This window comes from Pusillimonas sp. MFBS29, from assembly GCF_020687695.1.
GTDB lineage: Bacteria > Pseudomonadota > Gammaproteobacteria > Burkholderiales > Burkholderiaceae_B > Pusillimonas_C.
On record NZ_JAJEWL010000007.1, the window covers coordinates 91,405 to 114,099 of the forward strand.

A 22,695-nucleotide genomic window follows, 5' to 3' on the forward strand; every position below is an offset into this window, starting at 1 on the left:
AGACAGAAGGTTTACTGTAGCAGACCGCAGGGCCGGCACAACATAGGCGCCGTTGCATTGGCAGCCATGCACCGGACGGATTACCATCGAAGCTGACCAAGCTGACAAGGTCAGCCTCTTCTCCCAACATCAAGGACCCCTATCCATGCAACTGACAGCTAGCGACGGCCACGAATTTCACGTATACACAGCAGGGCCTGAAGACGCCCGGTCGGGCCTGATCGTAGTCCAGGAAATCTTTGGCGTGAACAGTCACATACGCAGCGTGGCCGATGCTTTTGCCGCACAAGGCTACCGCGTAATGAGCCCCGCGCTCTTTGATCGTGTCCAGCCCGGCATCGAACTGGGCTATGCGGCCGATGACGTAAAGGAAGGCCTGGCTCATCGGGCAAAGATTGAAAACTCACAGGCGCTCATGGATATAGAGGCCTGCGCCGCCGCTTTTGCGCCCGATGTAAAAATCGGAATCGTTGGATATTGCTGGGGCGGCAGGCTTTCCTGGCTGGCGGCGTGCCAAAGCACACGACTCAGCGCAGCTTCGTGCTGGTATGGCGGCGGCATTGTCCAGCATAAAGATGCAAAACACCTGATGCCGGTACAAATGCATTTCGGTGAGGAAGACGGCTCAATCCCCATGGAAGACGTCGCCGCAATCCGGCAAGCCCAGCCTGACGTCGAAATCCACACCTACGCCGGCGCGGGCCACGGTTTCGGTTGCGATCAGCGCGCCTCGTTCGAACCGACGGCTGCCGCACTGGCCCGGGAACGTACGCTGGACTTCTTCTCCAAACTATTGAAACAATAATTTAATCGCTTCCTGCCACGTCCCCCGCGCCACTGCCCTACTCAGCCGGCGCCACGGTGGCCTCGCCCTGGCCGCTGTCCTGCAAGGCCCGGGCTACCAACCCGCTTGCCTTCATTTCTTCAATGAAGGCCTGGAGAAAAGGCAGCGATGCCACATTCTTTGCCGGCGTTGCCACCGCCTGGCGGATGGCAGTGAAATAACCCGGGAGCACTTTTAAACCTGCGTGCCGGCGGGCTGCGGTTTCCAATGGCTGGCGCACGCCTGCTGCGGCATCAAGCCCTTGTTCAAGAAAAAGATCCACGGCGGCGGCCGACGTGGGAGCGCGCACGAGTTGCGCATGCTGAAGGGCGCGCGACAGAAACAAGTCGTACGCAGCGCCCTGACCCACGGCAATGCGTGCCCCGGCAGTATCGAGCTGATCAATTGCGGTAAAGCGGCTGTCGTCACGCAGCAAATAAGTACCTTCAATCAGCACATAAGGCGATGTGAACGAGACCTGGTCGGCACGCATGGGATCAATCGCAAGAAATCCGACATCCCAGACATTCTGCCCTGCCGCGTCCACGACCTTGCCGGCCGCCTCGAACGGAACGACTTCCAGCGCCACGTTCAGCCGACTGGCCAAAGCTTGTGCCAAGGCCACCGATACCCCCCGGGGTTCACCCCCCGGCCCACGCTGGGCCAGTACCGGGTTGCCGTGGTTGATGGCGGCCCTGAGCTTGCCGGTGGAAAGCAGTTCATCCCGAATATGACTCAGACTCAAGCCAGTGCTCATTGTGCAGTTTCCTTTTCTGAATAGTATTGATGACGCCCCGAGGGGCGGCTGCGATGTGTCCTTTCCTTGATCAGATCATCGTCGATCATCTGGGCCGCCCGGCTTACGATACGATCCAGCATCGCACCCAGCGCCTGCAGTTCCCCTGAATCCAGGTCCTGAAAAATGACCTCATTCAGCGAGGCGACCAACGGCATGAGCTCGTGATACAAGCTTCGCCCCCGCTGCGTGACGGATATATGTACCGTTCTCGCGTCGTCCGGATCCCGCCTGCGCTCGAGCAAGCCTTTCCTGCACAAAGAACCCACGGCCCGCGACGTGCGTGGCGCATCAAGGGCGGCCACATGAGCCAACCGGGTTGAGGTCAAGCTGTCGTACTGACCTGCAATTGCCAGCAAACGCCATTCACGGCGAGTGATATTGAAGCGGCCCTCGCATAATCGCGTAAAGATGGGGTTTCCTGCCGACCAGGCACGATACAGCTTGAACATCAACATATCGTCAAGTGTCGGCAGGCTGTCCGGCAAGCCGGCGGTATCGATCGACTTCATGGGGCCGGTCGTTTTGATGTCCATGCGTGGAGGCCTCCCCTTAAGGTCTGATAGTTGATTAGAACAATTAATGCCTGGCTTGGTAAGCTGCCAACTAATATTAAGATAAATCAAGTCCAAGGAGACAAGCCCATGATCAAGAACGCACTTCGAGCAGCCCTGCTGCCTTGCATCCTGCTGGCAAGCTGTGCCGTTGGCGCGGCCCAAACCAGCACAGCCAAGCTGTCTTCTCCCGTGACAATCGTCGTCGGCTACGCACCCGGCGGCGCCACAGATCGGGCCGCACGCATTGTGGCGTCCGGCTTGCAGTCGAAACTGGGGGTGCCCATCATTATCGAAAACAGGACGGGTGCGGGCGGGCGTATCGCCGCACAGCACGTTAAAAATGCAGCACCGGATGACAATATCCTGCTGCTGGGCAATCCAGCGGTGATGGTGGTGGCCCCCCTGGTTTTCGATAGTCTACCCTACGATGCGCAAAAAGACTTCCAGCCCGTCTCAATGGTAACGGAGTATGGATTTGGCGTCGCCGTTTCGGCCGACAGCCAGATCAAGACTATGCAAGCACTGGTGGATTGGGCCAAATCCAATCCCGAGCAATTCAATATAGGGGTGCCGGCAACAGGCAGCCTCCCGCACTTCTTTGGCTTGATGCTTGCCGATCAAATCGGAACCGAAGGCCAGATCGTCGGCTATCGCGGCTCAGCACCGGTCATCACCGATTTGATTGGCGGCGCCGTGCCGGTGGCCATCGACACGCTTGACGCGCTGACCCAGCAGCATCTGGGCAAACGCATCCGCATCCTTGCCACCTCGGGCGAAGTTCGCGAAGCAGCATTGCCCGAAGTACCCACATTCACGCAAGCCGGTATCGATCTGAAGGCCTCCGGCTGGAATACCTTTTTCGCTTCGTCGTCCATGCCGGACGACAAGGCCGCCATGCTGGGAGAAATCATCAAGTCGGTCACGGCCGACCCGGCCATACGCAAAAAACTGCACGATGGCGACTTGATCCCCGTATCAGCCAATGCACAGGAAACCGGCAAGCTGGTGGACGCGTTCCGTGCTCAGTGGGCCCCTGTTGTAACGGCCTCGGGCTTCGTCGTCACCAAGTAGTCAACCAACATCAGGCGAGATCGATGGGCCAGGCCAAGAACGTTCTTTTCATTATGGCAGACCAATTGCGTGCCGATCATCTGGCATGCTATGGCCACCCGCATATCCGCACGCCCAACATCGATGCGCTGGCCAGGCGGGGCGTGCAATTTGACCGCGCCTTTGTGAATTCCGGCGTATGCGGCCCGTCCCGCATGAGTTACTACACCGGGCGCTATCCCTCCACGCACGGCGCAACCTGGAACCGCGTACCGTTATCGGTAGGCGAGGTAACGTTAGGCGAATACCTGCGTGCAAGTGGCCGCAAGCTGGTACTGGCCGGCAAGACTCATGTCATGGTAGACCACGCCGGCCTGGAACGCCTGGCGCTGGATGGCGGCAGCGAACTGGGGCGCCTGCTGAGCAGCGGCGGCTTCGAAGAAATCGATCGCTACGATGGCCACCATGAGCCGGGCCAGGAAAGCGGCTACCCGGCCTACCTCCGCCGCCACGGCTATGTTTCGGACGATCCCTGGACAGACTTCGTTATTTCCGCACAAGGCCCCAATGGCGAGGCGGTCAGTGGCTGGCACATGCGCAACGCACGCTACCCTGCCCGGGTGCAGGAAGAGCACTCGGAAACTGCCTACATGACGGATCAGGCTTTACAGTTCATGGCGCAACAGGGAGAACAGCCCTGGGTCATGCATTTAAGCTATGTAAAGCCACATTGGCCCTATATTGCCCCTAATCCTTACCACGCCATGTACCGGCCCGACCAATGCCTGCCTGTCGTACGCAATGAAGCCGAGCGGCACAATGCACACCCCGTATTGCAAGCGTATCGACAGCACGAGGAAAGCATCAGTTTTTCAATGGATGCATGCATAAGCACGGTGCGCCCGGCATATCAGGGCCTGATCACGCAACTGGATGACCACCTGGGCCGGCTGTTCGACCATATGGAGCGCACGGGGCTCATGGAGAACACGCTGATCATCTTTACCGCTGACCACGGAGACTTCCTGGGTGATCACTGGCTGGGCGAAAAAGAACTGTTCTACGACACCGTTCAACGCGTTCCCATGATCGTGGTCGATCCATCGGCGGCTGCGGACGCAACCCGCGGCCGGATCGAGTCAAGAATGGTGGAATCCGTCGACGTGCTGCCCACCATTCTGGCATGGCTGGGGCAGCCGCTGCCCATGCATCGCCTGGAGGGGCGCAACCTGTTGCCCGTCCTGCATGGCGAGCCGGTCAAGTGGCGGGACAGTGTCTTTTCGGAACTGGACTACAGCTATCGGCTTTCGCGACTGCTGACCGGCAAGACTCCCCAGAACGCACGGGCCTGGTCTGTACGCACCGATCGATGGCGTTACGTGTACTGGATGGACGAACCCGAACAGCTTTATGACCTGCACGCCGATCCGGACCAATTCCACGACCTGGGCCAGGACCCAGCTTGCGCCTCTGTGCGAGCCGAGTGCCGCGAACGGCTATTGGCATGGTTCTCAGGCCTGAAGCGGCGTACCACCGTCAACTTTGAGGCCGTAGAGCGCGGGACCAACGCCCATAAGAAAGCGGGTGTGCATCTCGGGCAATGGTAAGCGCGGGAACACCCCCCTAGACATCCTTGCGAATTGGCCTGGCAATTTCCAGCTTGTCCATCAGAAAATCCAGCAGCGTTCTGAACACGCGTGACCGATACCGGTTAGGTGTATACAAAAGATACATCTGGCCGGCATCCAGTGTCAACAGATGATCGTCCATGCTGGTGACAACGCTGCCGGCATGGACAAGATCTTTCACCACATAATCAGGAACGATCCCCACGCCCATTCCCGCCAGGATACATTCACGCAAATAGGGAAAATTACGAGACAGCAATGTGGGATGCAGATGCATTTCACTTGCCCGGTCGTTATGCACGGCCTTCAGGTACGCGCGGCCGGTGATACCACCAGTCGTTACGATCGGGACATCGGCAAGGTCCTGCATGGAGCGCGGCATGGCGTTTTCTGCCGCCCAATGGCTGGATGCACTCACCACATAGCGCAAAGGCCCCAGATCGCGCACGACCAGCAAGGGCGGCGGCTCGGACCTGACACTGATGGCCACATCTACCCCGTCGCGCACAAGGTTATCAACGAAGTTGTCGAACCTGACTTCCAGCACGATGCCCGGATAAATTTTCTTGAACTCGATCAGCCACGGACCCACGACCAGTTGTCCGTAGCCCGTAGGAACGCTCAGGCTGAGCTTGCCGGATAATTCACCGACGCCGGACTGAACCGTCTCTTGCAGCAACGCTGATTCGTTAACAATATTGGCCGCATGATGATAGATACGCTCGCCGACTTCTGTCAGCTCGTTGCCTTGCGGTGTTCGGCGCAACAGTTCCGCGCCCAATGCGTTTTCCAACTGAAACAGGTGATAGCTGACATTGGCGCGTGACATCTTCAACGCGCGGGCCGCCTGACTGAGATTGCCGCTATCGACGATAGCCACAAAGATGGATAGAGAGAGCAGATTCATGGATCATGTTCAAAATTCTTTTACATCATGTCAATATCCATTGTGATTGTCAACAACGGTATGACCTCTACAATTTATGAGCAACATTTGCTGCCTGTCATCATATTTACATTGTAGGAACACCATTGTGCTGGGTATAAAACCACTGGCTGGAGTACGAGTACTGGATCTGTCGCGCGTCATGGCCGGACCTTTGTGCGGCATGGCCCTGGGCGATTTGGGCGCAGACGTCATCAAAGTCGAACACCCTACCCGTGGCGACGATACCCGCGACTGGGGTGTGCGTGTCGGCAGCAGAAATACTTCGTATTTCAACAGCGCCAACCGGAACAAGCGCTCAATTTGCCTGGACCTGCAATCCGAAGAAGGCCGTGCGCTTGCCCTGGAGCTGGCCGCCAAGTCAGATGTCGTGATTCAAAACTTTAAACAAGGCGGCGCCGAAAAACTCGGTCTGGGCTATGAGCAGATTCGTTCACTGAATCCGCGTGTGGTCTATTGCTCGATCTCGGGCTATTCCGTGCTCAGTCCTGAAAGCGGTCGCCCAGGCTACGACCTGGTGATACAGGGCGAAAGCGGCATCATGGCCATGAACGGTGAGGAAGGCCAGGGCCCGCTCAAGTTCGGCGTGGCTGCTGTCGACATGTTCACCGGCATGCATGCAGCCCAGGCCATTCTGGCCACATTGTATGAACGCGTGACCACCGGGCAGGGTCGCCACGTCCAGATGGCGCTTTACGACAATGGTCTGGCCATCACGTCCTATTATGGTCTGGCCGCACAACTGGCAGGCCAGGATCCGGCCAAGTTTGGCAACTCCCACCCTGCAATCGTTCCTTACGGCGTCTACGAAGCCAAAGACGGGCCGCTTGTTATTGCCGTCGGCAACAACACGCAATTCCAGCGCTTCTGTGAAAAGGTCATTCTTCGCCCCGACCTGGCAACCGACCCCCGCTTCGAGAAAAACACCGACCGATCCAGGCACCGTGACATCCTGGCTCCGCTGCTGGAAGATGCAATCCGCCAGCACCCCCGCGCAGAACTCATTACGCGCATGCAGGAAGCGAACATCCCTTGCGGCGAGGTACATGGCTTGTTCGAAGCCTTTGAATCAACCAGAACCCAAGAGGCCCGGATGGTTCATCGTTACGAGGACTCCGAAGCCGGCCCGCAAGCCATACATGCACCGCCCTACGTTATCGATAACGAACGCAGCCCGGTGCACCAAAACCCGCCCCACCTGGGTCAACACACAGCTGAAGTTCTGCAGGAGCTTCTGGATATCGATACCGAAACACTGCAGAAACTGAAGGCCCGCAACATCATCTGATCGTGCTCGTCACTTTCGGTGCAAGCACATAAAACCGGAGACGTATATGACTCTTAAATCCAGCATCAACCGCCGCACCTTCATCAAAGCATCAGCCTTGTCCGCACTGGGCTCGGCCATATTGCCCATGCCGTCCTTTGCAGCGAACTGGCCTGACCGACCCATTCGCATGGTTGTGGCATTCCCGGCAGGTGGCCCGACCGACACCATCGCCCGCGTGATTGCCGAAAGACTGTCAGAGAGGCTGGGCCAGCACATTGTGGTAGACAACCGTGCCGGCGCATCGGGCTCGGTCGGCACGTCACAGTTCATCCGCTCAAAGCCCGATGGCTATACGATTTCCATGTTCGGCATGCCTGCGCTTATCGCTCCCATAGTGCATCGCAACGGTCTTTACGACGTACGCACCGACTTCACATGCGTATCCACCGTCTACGACCTGCCCTACGTCGTCATCATTAACACAGACGTTCTTCCCGGTGTCGAAAACTTCCAGCAGCTGATCGAAGCCAGCAAAACCAACGAGATCAACTTTTCCAGCCCCGGTGTAGGCAGCATTGGTCATATGGCCATGGAGCAACTGAAAGGACTGGGCAAATTTGAGATGCAGCACATCGCCTATAGCGGCAGTGCTCCAGCCATCGTCGATCTCATCGGTGGACAAACCGGGATGATGGTATCTGACATGATCGCCGCCATGCCGCACATTCAATCCGGCAGCGTCAAGCCTATCGCCGTGCTGTCCGACAGTGGCACAACCTTCCTGCCTGAGGTCAAATCGGTGGCCGAGCAAGGCTTCCCTGGCTACCAGGCCAGTAGCTGGAGCGGCCTGATCGTTCCTAACGACACCCCGCAAGAGGTTTCTGACCGACTCAACAAGGAATTGAAGGAGTTGCTGACCGACACCGAGCTGCAGGAACGCATGATCAAGCTGGGCGCGATCGCAACCTATCAAACGGCTGAAGAGATGACAACACGCCTGAACAACGAATATGATCGTTGGAACCAGGTCGCCAAGGACATCGACATCTGGAACCTCTGATAACAGGACACCATGAACAGTCAGCCCCACCCCCAGCCATTACGCATGTACCGCGAAGGCGCCGTGCAGGTTTTGTCGATCGACAATCCGGACGCACGCAATGCCTTGTCACCCGAACTGTATCTGGCACTGTTGGATGCCTTGCAGAATGCCGCCAATGATGACGGAATCGGCGCCATTGTGCTGACGGGTGAAGGTGGCCACTTCTGCGCAGGCGGCGACCTGCGCCGTCTGGCCACGCGGCACACGCTTACAGCGCTGGAGCGACGCACCATCATCGAACAACTGAACACGGTCGTTCGTGCGCTGCGCAGCTGCCCCAAGCCCGTAGTCGCCGCCATCGAAGGAGCAGTGGCCGGTGCAGGCATGTCCGTCGCCTTTGCATGCGATGTTCTGGTAGGGGCGCAAGACAGCCGCTACTCCGTGGCCTATGTGAAGGTCGGCCTGACGCCGGACGGCGGGATTACATCCTTTCTGGCCGAGTCGCTCTCACGTCCCATCCTGTCCGAGCTGTGCCTGACCGGCACACCGGTCACGGGCGAACGCATGTATCAACTCGGAGCCATCAACCACTGCGTCGAGCCGGGCAAGGCGCTTGAACATGCCATACAGCTGGCTACGAAACTGGCCGATGGACCGGCAAAGGCCATGGCATGCATCAAGCAGTTGTGCACGACGGCCAAGCGCAATACCTTTGACGAGCAGATCCAGCTCGAATCGCAGTTCATGATCGAGGCACAAGCCGGCAGTGAGGCGCGCGAAGGCATCGCATCGTTCCTGGAAAAACGAAAGGCAAATTACCGATCAAAATGAAGACACGCATAACTGAATTGCTGGGCATCGAGTACCCGATCATTCAGGGCGGAATGCAATGGGTCGGACGGGCCGAATTGGCTTCCGCCGTGTCGAATGCCGGCGGTCTGGGCATACTGACCGGCTTGACGCAGCCCACGCCCGCCGATCTTAAAAAAGAGATCGAGCGCTGCCGTGAAATGACCGACAAGCCATTTGGCGTGAATCTCACTATTCTTCCCAGCGCAAAACGCCCACCGTACGAAGCCTACCTCGATGCCATTATTGAAAGTGGCGTACGCATACTTGAAACCGCCGGGAACAACCCCAAGGAATTCATCGAAAAGGCCCACGCCGCAGGGGTCAGGATTATTCACAAATGCACCTCGGTTCGCCACGCCCTTTCGGCCGAGCGCAACGGCGTTGATGCCGTCTCCATCGACGGCTTCGAATGCGCCGGACACCCTGGCGAGGACGACGTAGGCGGCCTGGTTTTATTTCCCGTAACGGCTGACCAGATCCGGGTTCCCATCGTGGCCTCGGGCGGCATTGCAGATGGTCGCGGCTTTGCGGCCGCTCTGTGCCTTGGCGCCGAAGGCATCAATATGGGCACTCGTTTCTGCGCAACCGCAGAAGCGCCCATTCACCAGAATATCAAGCAGGCAATCGTCGATGCGACCGAACGCGACACTCACCTGATATTTCGCACGCTGCGCAACACTGGCCGCGTCATGAAAAACCGGATATCGGATGAAGTCGTATCAATAGAGAACCGCCCGGGCGGATGTGAGTTCTCGGACATCCAGCATCTGGTGGCCGGTGCCCGTGGCCGTGTGACCCTGGAATCGGGCGATATCGACGACGGCCTGGTCTGGATCAGTCAGGTAGCCGGCCTGATCAAAGACATTCCCACATGCGCCGATCTTATCAAGCGCATGGTGGCCGAATGCGAACAGACCCTTAAGGAACGGGCCCGTTTTTTTGATTAGCTGCCGCTGTTTTGTCTGGCCAGTAACCCGTCATGATCGTCTGCCGACGTAAGCACCCAGGCCACAAACCGGCCTGCACCACTGACAGACTTTCAATTGCCACCTTCGACGAAGGGAACAAAGCAAATGAACGCTGCTCCGCTTAAAGCCAAGCTCTGGGACAATGTCGTTCCGTTGCGGGGAGGCATTCACGGCCCCCAACTCGCAGGATGGACACCGGGCCCGGCGGTCAGGACGGGATTGGGCTGTCGGCTTTATTCCGACCAGATGATCCAGGTCGATGATGGCATCTCGTTGGCAGCCGACGTTTACACGCCCAAGGCAGCAGGCCGCTATCCGGCCATTCTGGCATTCTCAGCCTACGGCAAGGAGCTGCAATCAAGCGGTGCACCTACGGGCACCAACGAAACAGGAAGCCCGCCCGTGTTCACCGATCGCGGCTATGCACACATCATAGTGACCCGCCGGGGTATGGGCCGATCTCAGGGCGAAAGCCATACCTTTTTCAACGACGTTGACGTCCAGGACCATGCCCGTATCATCGCCTGGATCGCACAGCAGCCATGGTGCGACGGCAATGTAGTATTGTTTGGAACCTCTTACTACGGCATGACACAGCCACAGGTAGCGATTAAGCAACCTGCGGCGCTGAAGGGCTTCTTCGCCATAGAAATGTGCACCGATTACTTCCGTCACATATCAATGTTTGGCGGCGGCCCCCAAACGGACTTTTTCGCGCTATGGATGGGCGCGAATTTCACACCCTTTCAGATCAAGCTTCATGTACCGCCGATGATGCGGGCACTCCTGAGCAACATCCTGAATACGCCTCTCAAGCGTTGGTGGTGGCCGCAGGTAAAAAAACGCATGAGCGGCATCATGAAAGGCTTTCAGAAGAAAATGCCGGCCAAGCCGGTACGCGAGCTGTTCGCTGCAATGGCGCTCGACGGCAAGACCCGCGCGACTAGTCCTTTGTCAGCCGGACCATCGGGAGAACTCGACAAGATCACCCTACCATTCGTTGTTGTCCAGAACCCGGGCCACTTCAATCTACACCAGTTCGGCGCATATGATTTATTCGAGAACGCCGGTACTCCTGCCGATCGCAAATGGCTGATCATCGGGCCGGCGAGCTACGAACTGCCCTGCTATCACTGGCAGAGCGAAGCACTTGCCTTCTACGACCACATCCTTTTCGGCACAGACAACGGATACCGGGAACAGCAGTCCGTCCGCTATTGGACGGAAGGCGCGGACGAGTATCGTTCCGCCGCCAACTTTCCCATCCCGGGCAGCAAACTCGTGCGCTTTTACCTCGCCTCGTCCGGTGCGGATAACGTGATCCACCGCCTCACCGACAGTGCCAGCGAGGCTGGATCAAATCGCTGGGCTGCCGTACCACTTGGCGCAATCGTAACGCCCGGTTTCGATGAAGTGGCCAACCAGTTGGTGAGTTTTGAAACCACCATCACACAAGATGTCGAGTTCTCGGGACCGGTGACAGCAAGCCTTTCTTTCAGCAGCAATGAAATCGACTCGCAAGTGGTCGCACGGCTAGGCCGCGTGGATGGAAACGGGGCCTATCATCTGCTGTCACTCGGAACAATCCGGCCCGCTTGCCGCACGATTGACATCGGACGCAGCACCCAAACCGAGATTGCCATCAACATCGACCAGCCCGAGCCACTGATACCGGGGAAAGCCGTGACACTGAAGTTCAGCCTCACGCCTCAGCCAGTGCGGCTTGGGTCAGGCGAAAAGTTGCGGCTTGATATCGGCAGCCGTACTGACCTGCTGCGCAGTGACCAGAGCCATGATCATGCTCAGTTTGACATGCAGGTACCGCCCTACTATTCCCGGAACACCATTCATTACGGACCCGAAAGCTATATTGAGGTGAGACGGGTGGCGTAGAATTTCTTATATGCCTTTATTCACCGGCAGAATACGACCGGCGAAGGCTGGCAAAACATGATTCTCGAGCCAAGTTCGAAAAATAGCACCTTGCGCCGGGTCGCGACGCTCGACTAATTTATCTGATCTATAACCATGAAAGCAGTCATCCAACGTGTCAGCCAAGCCTCGGTCTCAATTGATGGCCATGTCGTGGGCCGCATCGGCAATGGACTGCTGGTACTGATCTGTGCTGAAGCGACAGATACCGAATCGACCTCCGACCGCTTGCTGGCCAAGCTGCTCAAGTTGCGAATTTTCAGCGATGAGGCGGGCAAGATGAACCGCAGCATTCAGGACGTTGAAGGCGGCTTGTTGATTGTCAGCCAGTTCACGCTGGCCGCCGACGTCTGGAGCGGCAACAGGCCCGGATTCAGCGGTGCGGCCGACCCTGAAACCGGAGAAAGACTCTACAACCATTTTGTGCAGGCAGCCCGCAAACTGCATCCGATTGTGGAAACCGGTGTCTTTGGCGCAGACATGCAAGTCAACCTGACCAACGACGGACCCGTCACGATTCCGATCCAGCTGTAGCGGCCATCGGCAGCATGATGAGGCACGAAAAGCCAACGCCGATAGCGGCACTTGCACAACTGGTATTCTAGAGCTGCTACAAAATTTGACCAAACAAAACAAAGGGAGTCTTCATGCCGTGCTTCAAACGATTCGCGATCATGCTGGCAATCTGCATAACTTTGGTGCTTGCCAGCGTTCCCTTCAATGCCCACGCGTCAAGCTCCGCCGGCAATTCTCCGGGCGTGGCTGTCCAGCTATCGCAGCAGCTGCAATATGAATGGCTGGGTCGCTGGGACAAGTCCCGTCTTGACCAAATTCTTACCACGGGAGCAGCTGCGTTTTCTGGCGTTACGCAAGCCTATACACCCGCTGATAACGCCGTCGATTTGTACCGGGTCACCTACAGTTCCGTAATACCTGAGCGCGGCAACAGGCCCATTACGGCGACTGGTCTGCTCGCCGTTCCCGACGTTACGGACATGTCTTTACCGATAGTGTCTTACCAGCATGGCACCGTCTATGGCAAACAGCAAGTGCCCTCTTTTCCGGAGAACTCCGATGAAACCCAGCTCATGATCGCCCAGTTTGCCGGCCAAGGCTATATTCTGGTTGCAGCTGATTATTTCGGCATGGGGAAATCCACAGAGCCCGAAGGCTATATGGTCAAGCAAAGCCACCAGCAGGCCACCCATGACATGCTGATCGCAAGCCAAGCCGTGCTCCGTGATCTAAAGCGCAGCGGCACAAAACTCTTTCTCAGCGGCTGGTCGCAGGGCGGCTTTGTCACCATGGCCATGCTGGAAAAGCTGGAAAGCATCGGCATGAAGGTTGATGCCGCCGCAACAGCCAGCGCACCCGTGGATGTCTTGCTGAACCTGAACGGCCTGATACAGTTTCCCCGAGAAATTGACGCAGGTTGGGCCACCACCACCATCATCCTGTCGGCCTTCGCCTTTGAAAACTACTACAGTGTGCCTGGCTTGGCGCGTTCAGTCATCAATGACGACGTCTATGAGGTTTCGCGGAAAGTGTATGCGCGCGAACCGGTGAACGAGGCCGATGTTCCAATGACCATGCAAAAGCTCCTGCGCCCCGAGTATTTCGATCCGCAATTCTTTGCCGAGTCTGCCTATGGACGTTTATTGGCATCTCATACCCATGCTTATCGCTGGGTCGTGCAAACGCCTGTACACAACTATTACGGCGAGGCGGATGAAGTCATCAGTTCGGGTATGGGCCAATTGGCCATGCATTATCAACAAGCCATGGGCCGTGGCAATCCCAAGGTGTCCGCCATCTCTACCGGCCCCACGACACACCGCGGCACGTTCGCCGCTGCCGTGCCCCAGTGGAAGCAGTGGTTTGACGAGCAATAGGTTCAAATCGGGAAGACTGGCTGAAATGGTGTGATTAGCCGAGTTTGACGAGCGTGCTGATACCTCGAAAATGGACAAGAGCCCGGAGGCGATAGTCATCTCATTGAACTGGCCATTGCCGGTGGAGTGCAAGCCGTTATTACGCACAGTGTTTGGAGAATCTGTAATGAGCACACTGACCATACGTTTGCCGGACGATTCCGCCCAGCGCCTGACCAAGCCTCCCAAAATGCGCTGTCAGGCAGCCCGTAAAGCGTGCCCCAGTGCATCAATCGACTCCTTCGCCTCGGGCAGCGCCTCGTAAATCTGAAAGTGATGGCACATGCCCGGGAAAACCTGAAGGTCGATCTGCCCACCCGCCTCTAGCACCCGCTCGGTCAACTTGAACGAGTCACCCACGGTAATATCGGCCTCGCCGGAATGTGCCACGATGGGCGGCAACCCCGACAAATCACCCCATAGCGGCGAGACGAGCGGCGAATCGAGGGCCGGCCCTTCACGCCCAACATAGGCCTTGGCCATCAACCGCAGCTGTGCAGGCTTTGAGAACGGATCGACTTTAGCCAGTTCAATGTAGCTATCACTTTGCATAGAAAGGTCGAGCCAAGGCGAGATCAACACGATACGACTTGGCAATGGCAACCCGGCGTCACGGGCGCGCTGTGCCGTTTGCAAGGCCAGTGCACCGCCAGCTGAGTCGCCTACGATAGCGGCCGGTTTTTCACCTATGTCGAGCAGCCATTGATACGCGGTGAAAGCATCCTCGATGGCTGCCGGATACCGATGTTCCGGCGCAAGCCGATAATCGAACGCAAGCATCCGCATGCTCGCGGCGACAGCGAGCCTTGTTATCAGGCTTGCATGCGAGGCGACGCCACCGATCTGGAAGCCTCCTCCATGGCAATACAAGGCGCAGCGTTCGCCTTGACCAATCCATGCGCCATCTATACCGGGCGGTATTGCTTGACAGCAAGGCTCGGCCATGGCGGCTCCTCTTGGGCCGACCTCGGCGAGATAGGCCTCGAAACTGCGGCGAATTTCATCCAACGTAGACCCTGACTGCCACGTCATCGACACTTCGCTGAGTCGCTCACGGATAAGTGCCAGACGGTCTTCGACCATCAGGACTCCGGACGATGCAACACACGCACCGCCTTCGACTCATAGCGGGGCAGCGTGCCCTCGTGATGGCACTCAACGTTCACCTTCATACCGAAGCGCGCGTTAATTTCGCGGGAAACCTGCGTGATCAACTGCTCAAACGGTACTCCCGCTTGGGCCGATGCTTCGATGGCTACGGTCAGCGTCCCAATAGTCATGCATTCCTTATCTATATAAATCTGCCAGGCTTCCTTCACCACGCCGTTCACACCTGCAATGATGTCTTCGATCTGAGAAGGAAAGACTATGACGCCTTTGAACTTGATCATGTCATCGGAACGCCCGATGATGCGTCCGATTTTGCGCATGCCGCGGCGACCGGATGGGCAGTCATACGGGCGCGGCGAGAGCCGCACGAGGTCGCGGGTTCGCCACCTGACGACGGGCGAAGCTTCCTTGCTCAGTGTCGTAATGACGATCTCCCCAACCTCGCCTTCCGACACCGGCTTGAGAGTCTGCGGGTCAAGAATCTCTGTGAGCACCGTGTCTTCGTTGAGTAGATGCAACTCATCGTCGCCGTGTGTATAAGGAGTAGAGACCGCCAGAATGGGACCGCCCGCTTCCGTCGTGCCGTATATGTTATGCGCCATGAAGCCGTCGGGCAGTTGTGCTTCCAACTGGTTACGGAACTCAGCGGAAACCGATTGACCGCCCAAGACACCGACTTTCAGTTTCCAGTCTGTCTTAGGATCGATGCCTTGCGAACGGGCGAGCTGCACTAGGCTCATCAGCCAGAGCGGTGACATAGACGCCACTTCGTAGGCGTGATCGTGCATCCAGCGTGCAGCCAATTCACCTCGGCCCGGGCCAAGGGGAAAATTCACACAGCCCATTTCCTTGAAACCTTGATCAAGCGCGAGGCCACCGATCCAGAGGCCATACCCGTAGCCCTGATAGGCACGGGAGCCGGGCCTCACGCCGGCTGCCGTGAGCAAGCGGGCTGTCTGGGAAGGCAGCAAGTTGTTCAGGTCATTCTTTGTGAGACCGAACATCACGGGCATGCCCGTAGTACCAGAGGTAGCGACGAAACGCTCGACGTCAACCAACGGTACTGTCAGATATGGGTAGGGGTAGCACTTATGCAGGTCAGATTTCTCAAGGAACGGCACATGCTGCAGCGCGTCGGGCGCGGCAAGATCTGATGGTTTCAGGCCGGCTTTCGCGAAGTGCTCGCACCACTGCTCATTCTTTTGAAGACGCGCGCCGAGCTTAGCGAGTCGCTCTTGTTGCAGCTTGAGGATGCCGTCACGGTCAAGTAGTTCGACCTCAGGATTCAGCATTGGGGGAGCCGCCTCTTCGACAGGAGCAGTTTTTTTCGGAGTGTGGATTGCGTACATTGTTTCCTCTCTTCTCTCTTGATGTTGATATTTCCTCAACCCGTCATGGATTCAGGCCGCACCCAGTATCGTTATGGCACTTACGTTCTGCGCCGGCGCACCACCTAGATTGTGCGTCAGCGCGTAGGAAGGCGAGCCGAGCTGCCGACTGCCGGCCTGCCCAGCCAGTTGCAACCAAGCTTCGTAAAGCATGCGCAAGCCGGAAGCGCCAACCGGATGTCCAAAGCATTTCAGGCCGCCGTCGATCTGACAGGGCAGCACACCGTCTGCATCGAAACGGCCATCAAGCATATCGCGCCAGGCCCTACCGGGTTCCGACAAGCCAATATCCTCCAACGTGACCAGCTCGGTAATCGAAAAGCAGTCGTGCAGCTCGGTGAAGCTAAGTTGCTTGCGCGGATTGTCAATACCGGCTTCCGCATAAGCCCGCTGCGCGGCCACGCGGGTAGTGTGTACGTAGGAGCCATCCCATTCCGATTGTTGTGCCTCCCAACCATTGGAGCTCACCAGTTGAATGGCCTTGACCGTTACCAGCGCTCCCTTGCCGAGTTTTCTAGCGATTTCTGGTCTGGTGACGATGGCGCAAGCCGCACCATCAGAGACAGGACAACAATCGAGCAAGCCCAGCGGATCTGCTACCATCGGCGCGTTTAAGGCCTGATCAACGGTAATGGCCTTACGCAGATGTGCCTTGGGGTTATGCAAGGCGTTGGCATGACTCTTTACTGAGGTATGTCCCATGGCGCGCTTCAAATCATCGCGCGCGATGCCGTGCTTGGCTTCGTAGGCTCGCGCCAATTGCGCGAAGTTGCCTGGGTTGCTGTGTAACGGCGCGTACAGAGGAACCAGCGTGCCACGTGAGGCGGCCGGCAGACCTGCAAAGCCTGTGTCCTTGAGCTTCTCCACGCCCATCGCCAGCGCAATATCGACTGCGCCTGATGCCACCGCGTAGACTGCACCACGAAAGGCCTCTGTGCCTCCGGCGCAAAAGTTCTCGACCCGTGTCACACCGATATCGGGCAGCCGCAGGGCTTGCGCCATGGGCATACCCGATTTGCCAGCACCAATATCGTCATAATGCGAGGAATACCAAGCAGCACCAATGTCGGTCGGGTCGATTCCTGCTGCTTGCAGTGCTTCACCATAGGCTTCGACCATCAGCTCTTCCTGTCCGACATCCCAGCGTTCACCATAACGCGAACAGCCCATTGCCAATACCGCGACACGATCCTTGAGTCCTGATACCATGTGTGCTCCTTAAGTGTTGCCTGCGGCTGCGATCGCTTTCCAGAAATAGCGGCGGTAACCCGTTGTAGGGTCGAGATCTTTGATGCGAAATGTGAAGCCCACCGCGTCGCCCTGCTCGAGTAAATCGGCTTCAGGGTCGGTGAACTCCATCAATACGCGGGCGCCGCAATCGAAGTCGACCAATCCGTAACAGTTAGGTGGGCAGGGCGAGAACGCCAGCCTATCTGCCGTAAAGGTCATGATTCTGGCAGGCTCATCAGCCAGCGCTACTGGCTCCTGCATATCCAGATGAAAGCCTTGGCCGACCGCTAATCGGGTGGGTGGAAACTGCACGCGGCCCGTCTCGCGGCAGCGCCCCCCCACAAAACCCAGTAGCGTATCAGCGTTACGCCACGAAGTGCTGAGCGCCTCATTTACCAGGTAGCGGCCGCGCAGGCCTCTATCCCAATCGACCTTGCCGCGAAACGCCAGCAGCTTCATATAGTTGTCTTCGTCAACGCCCTGCTGTAACTGCGCCGACACGGTGGGCGTGGGCGCTGCAACCGACGCGCCGGCTTCGAACACAAGCGCGGTTGCGCCTTGCCCGAACTGCGCCACCAGAATCTTCTGGCCGGGCTCGCCACCTTCAAGGGCGTGGCCCAACATGACGAGCGCATGTGCGACACCCGTGTCGCCACACCCTTCCACCAGCGCCGACGTTTCTCTGGCCTCGCCCAAGCCCAACTTGGCCGTGAGCGCCCTGGTGACGCCGGGCATGGCGCAGGGCATCACGAAATGATCAATGTCTGCCGGAGTGACCCGCGCATTCTTGAGCGCCTGAACGATGGCGTCGCGAACGAGTTCCATATAGCCCACTTCACGCACCCAACGCTCTTCCCACTCTTGCGGGTGCGCGTGGTCGGCGGCGCGATAGCGATCGGTGAAGGGCGCACTTATCGACGCGCCCCCGAGGTAGCGCAGCATGCCCGGCTCACCACCAGTCAGCACGGCTGCGCCGCCGTCGCCGGAACGGCCTTCCGCCACGCTGCCGGGCACCGCTACCGGCACTTCCCCGGCCGTGATCAAGGTGCGGTCACCGGTTTCCAGCGCCTGATGCAGCGCGAGCAGCCCGGCGCGAACCGAGCCATGTACATCTTGCGTACGAACCGTCTGCGATAAACCCAAAGCGGCACGTACAAACGCCGCATTCTGCGGTTCCGCGTAGGGAGGCGAGGTGCTGGCAAAGTAAAGCGTGTCGACATCAACGCCACGGCTACGCGGCAGAGCGCGCCGCGCAGCGGCGACCGCCATGGTTAGGCTGTCTTCATCCCAATAAGCCAGGGTACGGTTTCCCTTGCCCCCTGAACCCGCCCCGGGCGTAAGCCAGCCGAGCGCCTTTCCCATGGCTGCGCGCGAAAGACGCAGCCGGGGCAGATATACTCCAATCGCCTGGATATAGGCCATGAATTACCTCCTCCCATGTGTGCAGCCGGGGCACCCGGCATACCGCTGAGAACTCGATTTAATAGTTAGAATAATCGGTCTATTAATAGTACCGAAAAACGCGTTTTGAAAAAATACCTTCATGCTTAACGTTTCATGCTTCACTGTGGCTCGCCTCGCTTTCCGCCTGAACAATCACACCCTGCGCGAGCGCGTCGCTTATGCGTCTCGCTGACACGCCCCAAGCATGCAGCGTTTCCAAGGAGTGCGCCCCCGCCCTGGGCGCGGCCGTAGGCATAGGCGCCGGAGTCGCACTGAACCGGGGAGCCGGCGCGGGTTGGATTACGCCTTCAACATCCACAAAAGCATTACGCCGAGTGGCATGCGGATGCGCGACCGCCTCGCTCCAATCGAGTATCGGCGTCACGCAGCCATCGGTGCCTTCAAAAAGGCTCACCCAATGGTCGCGCGGCTTTGTGGCAAACAGTTCAGCCAACTTCTGCCGCAATGACGGCCAGCGCGCAGGTTGTCGATCGTGCGTGAACTCTTCCGGTTCTAACGCCAACCGTTCCACCAAGATGTCGTGGAAGCGTTTCTCAACGCATGCGACAGCCAGATAGCGGCCGTCTGCACAGGCATAGGTGGCGTAGAAGTACGCCCCGCCGTCGAGCAAGTTCTGCCCGCGCCCGTTGGGCCATGCGCCGCCGGCCCTGAATCCCCAGAACATCGACGACAGCAGGCCGACTCCGTCGGTCATAGCAGCATCGACCACCTGCCCCGAACCGCCACCTCGCACTGCGAGCAGCGCGGCCACCATGCCGAAGGCGAGCAACATACCACCCCCGCCGAAGTCAGCCACATAGTTCAGCGGCACAGTCGGCGGGCCGTCGGCCGGCCCGATGGCATGTAGTGCACCGGTAATGCCCAGATAGTTCAAGTCGTGCCCCACCTGATTGGCCAGGGGGCCGGTCTGTCCCCAGCCCGTCATACGGCCGTACACCAGCTTTGGGTTACGCGCAAGACAGACTTCCGGCGACAAGCCCAGGCGCTCCATGACGCCGGGGCGAAATCCTTCGATCAGGCCGTCTGCATTTGATATCAGCTCGAGCAACAGCTCACTTCCTGCCGGCGCACGCAGATCGACCGCCAGCGACTTGCGGCCGCGCGCCAGCACGTCGAACCGGGTGTCTAGCAAGGGGAAATCGGCTTTTCGCTTTGCCGGATGGATGCGCACCACCTCTGCGCCATGGTCTGCAAGCATCATGGCGGCAAAGGGCGCGGGGCCCAGACCCACCATTTCGATGATGCGTAAACCTTGCAAAGTGGCTGACATTTTGTGCTCCTTAGACATCTTCAGCGATTCCGCTATGCAGCGTTGGGAACCTTTACGATCAGGCCATTAAGCGCCGGCCCTACAGTGATCTGGCACGAAAGGCGGGACTCCGCTCGTACATCGGTGGCGAAATCGAGCATATCGTGCTCCATATCGCTGGACTCGCCCACTACAGGCATCCATTCAGACGCAATATGTACGTGGCATGTTGCACAGGTACAGGCACCTCCGCACTCGGCAATAATCCCAGGCACGTTTGCGCGTCTGGCGCATTCCATCACGCTGAGGCCATCTGTGGCCTCAACGATGTGGCGCTCTTCATCACCCGTAATGAATACAATAGTTGTCATAGTACTTCCCAAGATTTCAGATTCTGCATCCCATTCCGCCGGAAACGCCAAGCGATTCTCCGGTGATAAAGCCGGCGTCTTCGGAGCACAGGAAAGCGATGGTGGCCGCCACCTCCTCAGGCTGGCCCAGCCGTCGCAGCAAGGTCAGCCCCTGAAGGTCTAACCGCATTTTTTCGCCTGCCAACTCAACAGCACGCTTAACCATCGGCGTCTCGATCGGACCGGGCAGAACAGCATTGGCGGTCACGCCATAGCGCGCGTTTTCCCGGGCGATGGAGCAGGTGAAGCCCAGCAGGCCCGCCTTGGCGGAAGCATAGATGGCCCCGCCCCGGGAGCCGAGGCGGCCGGCTTCGGACGACACATTCACGATGCGACCGTAGCGAGCGGACTGCATGCCCGGCAAGACCCCTAGCGTGAATGCAAAGGCGCTTTCCAGGTTCACGGCAAGAAAGTGCCGCCAGTCTGACGGGCCAGTATCCGAAAAGAACGAATGCTGATCAACGCCGACATTGTTTACCAAAACATCGAAGGGGTCGGATTTGTCAAAAAAGCGAGCCACCGCATCGAAATCGACAGCATTCAGCTCAATAAAGGTCGTGCCGGTTTCGGCCGCGAGCGCTGCGCCGGCCGCAGCGTCGCGATCACAGAACGTGACGTTGAAGCCGCTGCCACTCAGCTTGTGCACCGTGGCCGCCCCGATTCCGTTGGCCCCGCCCGTTACCAATGCCCGACGCATCGCTAGTTGCCCCTGAATACCGGTTTGCGCTTTTCCAGCACTGCCGTTAGTCCTTCCCGGCTGTCTGCCGTGGCCGACAGCGATGAAACTGTGCGGGCTTCTTCCGGCAAGGCGGTTTCAACGTTTAAGGTGTTCCACAACAAACGCTTGGTCGCAGCCTGGGCGAGTGGTGCACCATCGGCGAAACGCGCGGTCAGCGCCACGGCGGCGGCATCGAGCTCTTCATCAGGCACGACTTGCGTAACCAGGCCCATCTGTAAGGCCTCGTCGGCGCCGACGATACGGTTTGACAGCATCATTTCCATGGCCTGCCGGAAACCGACCAGATACGGCAGTATGACTGATGAGCCAGCATCGGGCGCCATGCCTACACGGGTGGCCCCTGGCAGGAACTTGGCGCCTTGCCCCGCGATCACGATATCGGAGGCGCAAACCAGACCCAGCCCGCCGCCACCGGCAGCAAAGCCTTGAACCTGTGTGACCACGACAGCTTGCAGGCGAATTAGTGCGCCCACCGCCATCTGCAGCCATGCGGTGACCTCGCGCAGGAAGTCGCCCAGTTCCTCCCCCTTGCTGGCGAACTCGCGAACATCGCCTCCCGCGCAGAAATTCTTGCCCAGCCCGCGCAACAACACCACGCGCACATCGGGCTCGCGATGACAACGCATCACGGCCTGATGCAAGGCCTTCATGAACTCGATATTCATGCCGTTGGAAGATTCCGGCCGGTTCAGCGTTATACGCGCCACATGATCGGCATAATCGAGTAGCACCGGGCCTTCGCCGATCCATACCTGCCTATTTTCTTCATTCATTACACCACCTCATACCAGGAACGAAAGCGTAAACACCGGCTTCTCGTTATTGACTAATACAACCTTTTTGCGCACCAGACGGAAGGCGCCTTCGACATTTCTAAGTAGGTACTCATTGCGGGCCGCCCAAAGGGTGGTGCCACGCAAATTCTCTTCATGAATCTGGGCGTTGGCCCTGACCTCGACCTCGTTGCCCTCGACGTGCACCACCTCAATGTTCGAGATGATTCGTGCGAGCTCTGAACGAGGCGTCTGGGTATGCCGTCGACCGGTTTTCAGTTGCGCGACACGCACGCCGATACGCGAGCGGTTGTCGTAGATGATCGACATCTGCTGCTCGGGATCGGTGTCGGAGCCATTGGCCGGAATCCAATAGATAGCATCTTCTTCCCATAATGCTTCCCAACCGTCATAGTCGTGGGTGTCTTGCAGACGCGCCTCAAGGTAGAGAAATTTCGCGACGCTGTGGTAGAGCTCGATCTCATCGCAAACGTCCAGCCCGCGCTCTGTCGGATTGATCTCGATTTGTGCATTCAT

General features: G+C 58.2%; 22 protein-coding genes. 10 read left to right on the forward strand and 12 right to left on the reverse strand.

Going from position 1 to position 22,695, the window contains the following annotated elements:
- The first annotated feature begins 145 nt into the window (after positions 1 to 145).
- Positions 146 to 805 carry a dienelactone hydrolase family protein gene (locus LKR43_RS11510; RefSeq protein WP_227684208.1) on the forward strand — a complete coding sequence of 220 codons (660 nt, stop codon included), beginning with the start codon at positions 146 to 148 and terminating at the stop codon, positions 803 to 805.
- Between the two features lie 37 nt (positions 806 to 842).
- On the opposite strand, the gene LKR43_RS11515 is transcribed toward LKR43_RS11510, so the two are convergent.
- A complete protein-coding gene (locus tag LKR43_RS11515) occupies positions 843 to 1,580 on the reverse strand; it encodes an ABC transporter substrate-binding protein (RefSeq protein ID WP_227684209.1) in 738 nt (245 codons plus the stop codon).
- A complete protein-coding gene (locus LKR43_RS11520; protein WP_227684210.1) occupies positions 1,577 to 2,155 on the reverse strand; it encodes a MarR family winged helix-turn-helix transcriptional regulator in 579 nt (192 codons plus the stop codon). The genes LKR43_RS11515 and LKR43_RS11520 overlap by 4 nt, the downstream gene beginning before the upstream one ends.
- A 108-nt stretch (positions 2,156 to 2,263) precedes the next feature.
- Between LKR43_RS11520 and LKR43_RS11525 the strand changes: the two genes are divergently transcribed.
- Together LKR43_RS11525 and LKR43_RS11530 are read left to right on the forward strand one after the other, a co-directional pair.
- Complete coding sequence (locus tag LKR43_RS11525; protein WP_227684211.1) at positions 2,264 to 3,247, forward strand: tripartite tricarboxylate transporter substrate-binding protein; 984 nt, start codon at positions 2,264 to 2,266, stop codon at positions 3,245 to 3,247.
- A 23-nt stretch (positions 3,248 to 3,270) separates the two neighbouring features.
- On the forward strand, positions 3,271 to 4,833 hold the full coding sequence (locus tag LKR43_RS11530) for a sulfatase-like hydrolase/transferase (RefSeq protein WP_227684212.1): 1,563 nt from the start codon (positions 3,271 to 3,273) through the stop codon (positions 4,831 to 4,833).
- 16 nt (positions 4,834 to 4,849) lie between these two features.
- On the opposite strand, the gene LKR43_RS11535 is transcribed toward LKR43_RS11530, so the two are convergent.
- Complete coding sequence (locus tag LKR43_RS11535) at positions 4,850 to 5,761, reverse strand: LysR family transcriptional regulator (protein WP_227684213.1); 912 nt, start codon at positions 5,759 to 5,761, stop codon at positions 4,850 to 4,852.
- 127 nt (positions 5,762 to 5,888) lie between these two features.
- Between LKR43_RS11535 and LKR43_RS11540 the strand changes: the two genes are divergently transcribed.
- From LKR43_RS11540 to LKR43_RS11570, 7 genes are all read left to right on the forward strand, one after another.
- Complete coding sequence (locus tag LKR43_RS11540) at positions 5,889 to 7,088, forward strand: CaiB/BaiF CoA-transferase family protein (protein ID WP_227684214.1); 1,200 nt, start codon at positions 5,889 to 5,891, stop codon at positions 7,086 to 7,088.
- Between the two features lie 46 nt (positions 7,089 to 7,134).
- A complete protein-coding gene (locus LKR43_RS11545; RefSeq protein WP_227684215.1) occupies positions 7,135 to 8,130 on the forward strand; it encodes a tripartite tricarboxylate transporter substrate binding protein in 996 nt (331 codons plus the stop codon).
- A 12-nt stretch (positions 8,131 to 8,142) separates the two neighbouring features.
- Positions 8,143 to 8,943, forward strand: coding sequence for an oxepin-CoA hydrolase, alternative type (locus LKR43_RS11550; RefSeq protein ID WP_227684216.1), 801 nt, complete (start codon positions 8,143 to 8,145; stop codon positions 8,941 to 8,943).
- On the forward strand, positions 8,940 to 9,911 hold the full coding sequence (locus LKR43_RS11555) for a nitronate monooxygenase family protein (RefSeq protein ID WP_227684217.1): 972 nt from the start codon (positions 8,940 to 8,942) through the stop codon (positions 9,909 to 9,911). Before LKR43_RS11550 ends, LKR43_RS11555 begins: the two co-directional genes overlap by 4 nt.
- 126 nt (positions 9,912 to 10,037) lie before the next feature.
- The gene (locus LKR43_RS11560; RefSeq protein WP_227684218.1) at positions 10,038 to 11,825 is read left to right on the forward strand and encodes a CocE/NonD family hydrolase; all 1,788 of its coding nucleotides are present in this window, start codon (positions 10,038 to 10,040) and stop codon (positions 11,823 to 11,825) included.
- A 135-nt stretch (positions 11,826 to 11,960) separates the two neighbouring features.
- The gene (gene dtd, locus LKR43_RS11565) at positions 11,961 to 12,398 is read left to right on the forward strand and encodes a D-aminoacyl-tRNA deacylase (protein ID WP_227684219.1); all 438 of its coding nucleotides are present in this window, start codon (positions 11,961 to 11,963) and stop codon (positions 12,396 to 12,398) included.
- A 113-nt stretch (positions 12,399 to 12,511) separates the two neighbouring features.
- Positions 12,512 to 13,756 carry a S9 family peptidase gene (locus tag LKR43_RS11570; protein ID WP_227684220.1) on the forward strand — a complete coding sequence of 415 codons (1,245 nt, stop codon included), beginning with the start codon at positions 12,512 to 12,514 and terminating at the stop codon, positions 13,754 to 13,756.
- Positions 13,757 to 13,993: 237 nt separating this feature from the next.
- On the opposite strand, the gene LKR43_RS11575 is transcribed toward LKR43_RS11570, so the two are convergent.
- From LKR43_RS11575 to LKR43_RS11615, 9 genes are all read right to left on the reverse strand, one after another.
- Complete coding sequence (locus LKR43_RS11575; protein WP_227684221.1) at positions 13,994 to 14,878, reverse strand: alpha/beta hydrolase; 885 nt, start codon at positions 14,876 to 14,878, stop codon at positions 13,994 to 13,996.
- Positions 14,878 to 16,197, reverse strand: coding sequence for a phenylacetate--CoA ligase family protein (locus tag LKR43_RS11580; protein WP_370632113.1), 1,320 nt, complete (start codon positions 16,195 to 16,197; stop codon positions 14,878 to 14,880). Before LKR43_RS11580 ends, LKR43_RS11575 begins: the two co-directional genes overlap by 1 nt.
- Positions 16,198 to 16,305: 108 nt before the next feature.
- Positions 16,306 to 17,502, reverse strand: a complete 1,197-nt coding sequence (locus LKR43_RS11585; protein WP_227684223.1) for an acetyl-CoA acetyltransferase — start codon at positions 17,500 to 17,502, stop codon at positions 16,306 to 16,308.
- 9 nt (positions 17,503 to 17,511) lie between these two features.
- A complete protein-coding gene (locus tag LKR43_RS11590; RefSeq protein ID WP_227684224.1) occupies positions 17,512 to 18,945 on the reverse strand; it encodes a 3-oxoacyl-[acyl-carrier-protein] synthase III C-terminal domain-containing protein in 1,434 nt (477 codons plus the stop codon).
- 133 nt (positions 18,946 to 19,078) lie between these two features.
- On the reverse strand, positions 19,079 to 20,257 hold the full coding sequence (locus LKR43_RS11595) for a CaiB/BaiF CoA-transferase family protein (RefSeq protein ID WP_227684225.1): 1,179 nt from the start codon (positions 20,255 to 20,257) through the stop codon (positions 19,079 to 19,081).
- Positions 20,258 to 20,289: 32 nt separating this feature from the next.
- A complete protein-coding gene (locus LKR43_RS11600) occupies positions 20,290 to 20,607 on the reverse strand; it encodes a 2Fe-2S iron-sulfur cluster-binding protein (protein WP_227684226.1) in 318 nt (105 codons plus the stop codon).
- A gap of 16 nt (positions 20,608 to 20,623) precedes the next feature.
- On the reverse strand, positions 20,624 to 21,343 hold the full coding sequence (locus LKR43_RS11605) for an SDR family NAD(P)-dependent oxidoreductase (protein WP_227684227.1): 720 nt from the start codon (positions 21,341 to 21,343) through the stop codon (positions 20,624 to 20,626).
- Between the two features lie 2 nt (positions 21,344 to 21,345).
- Positions 21,346 to 22,158 (reverse strand): enoyl-CoA hydratase/isomerase family protein, encoded by an 813-nt coding sequence (locus tag LKR43_RS11610; RefSeq protein ID WP_227684228.1) that lies wholly within the window; start codon positions 22,156 to 22,158, stop codon positions 21,346 to 21,348.
- Positions 22,159 to 22,167: 9 nt separating this feature from the next.
- Positions 22,168 to 22,695: an aromatic-ring-hydroxylating dioxygenase subunit beta gene (locus LKR43_RS11615; RefSeq protein WP_227684229.1), complete on the reverse strand. Its 528-nt coding sequence runs from the start codon at positions 22,693 to 22,695 to the stop codon at positions 22,168 to 22,170.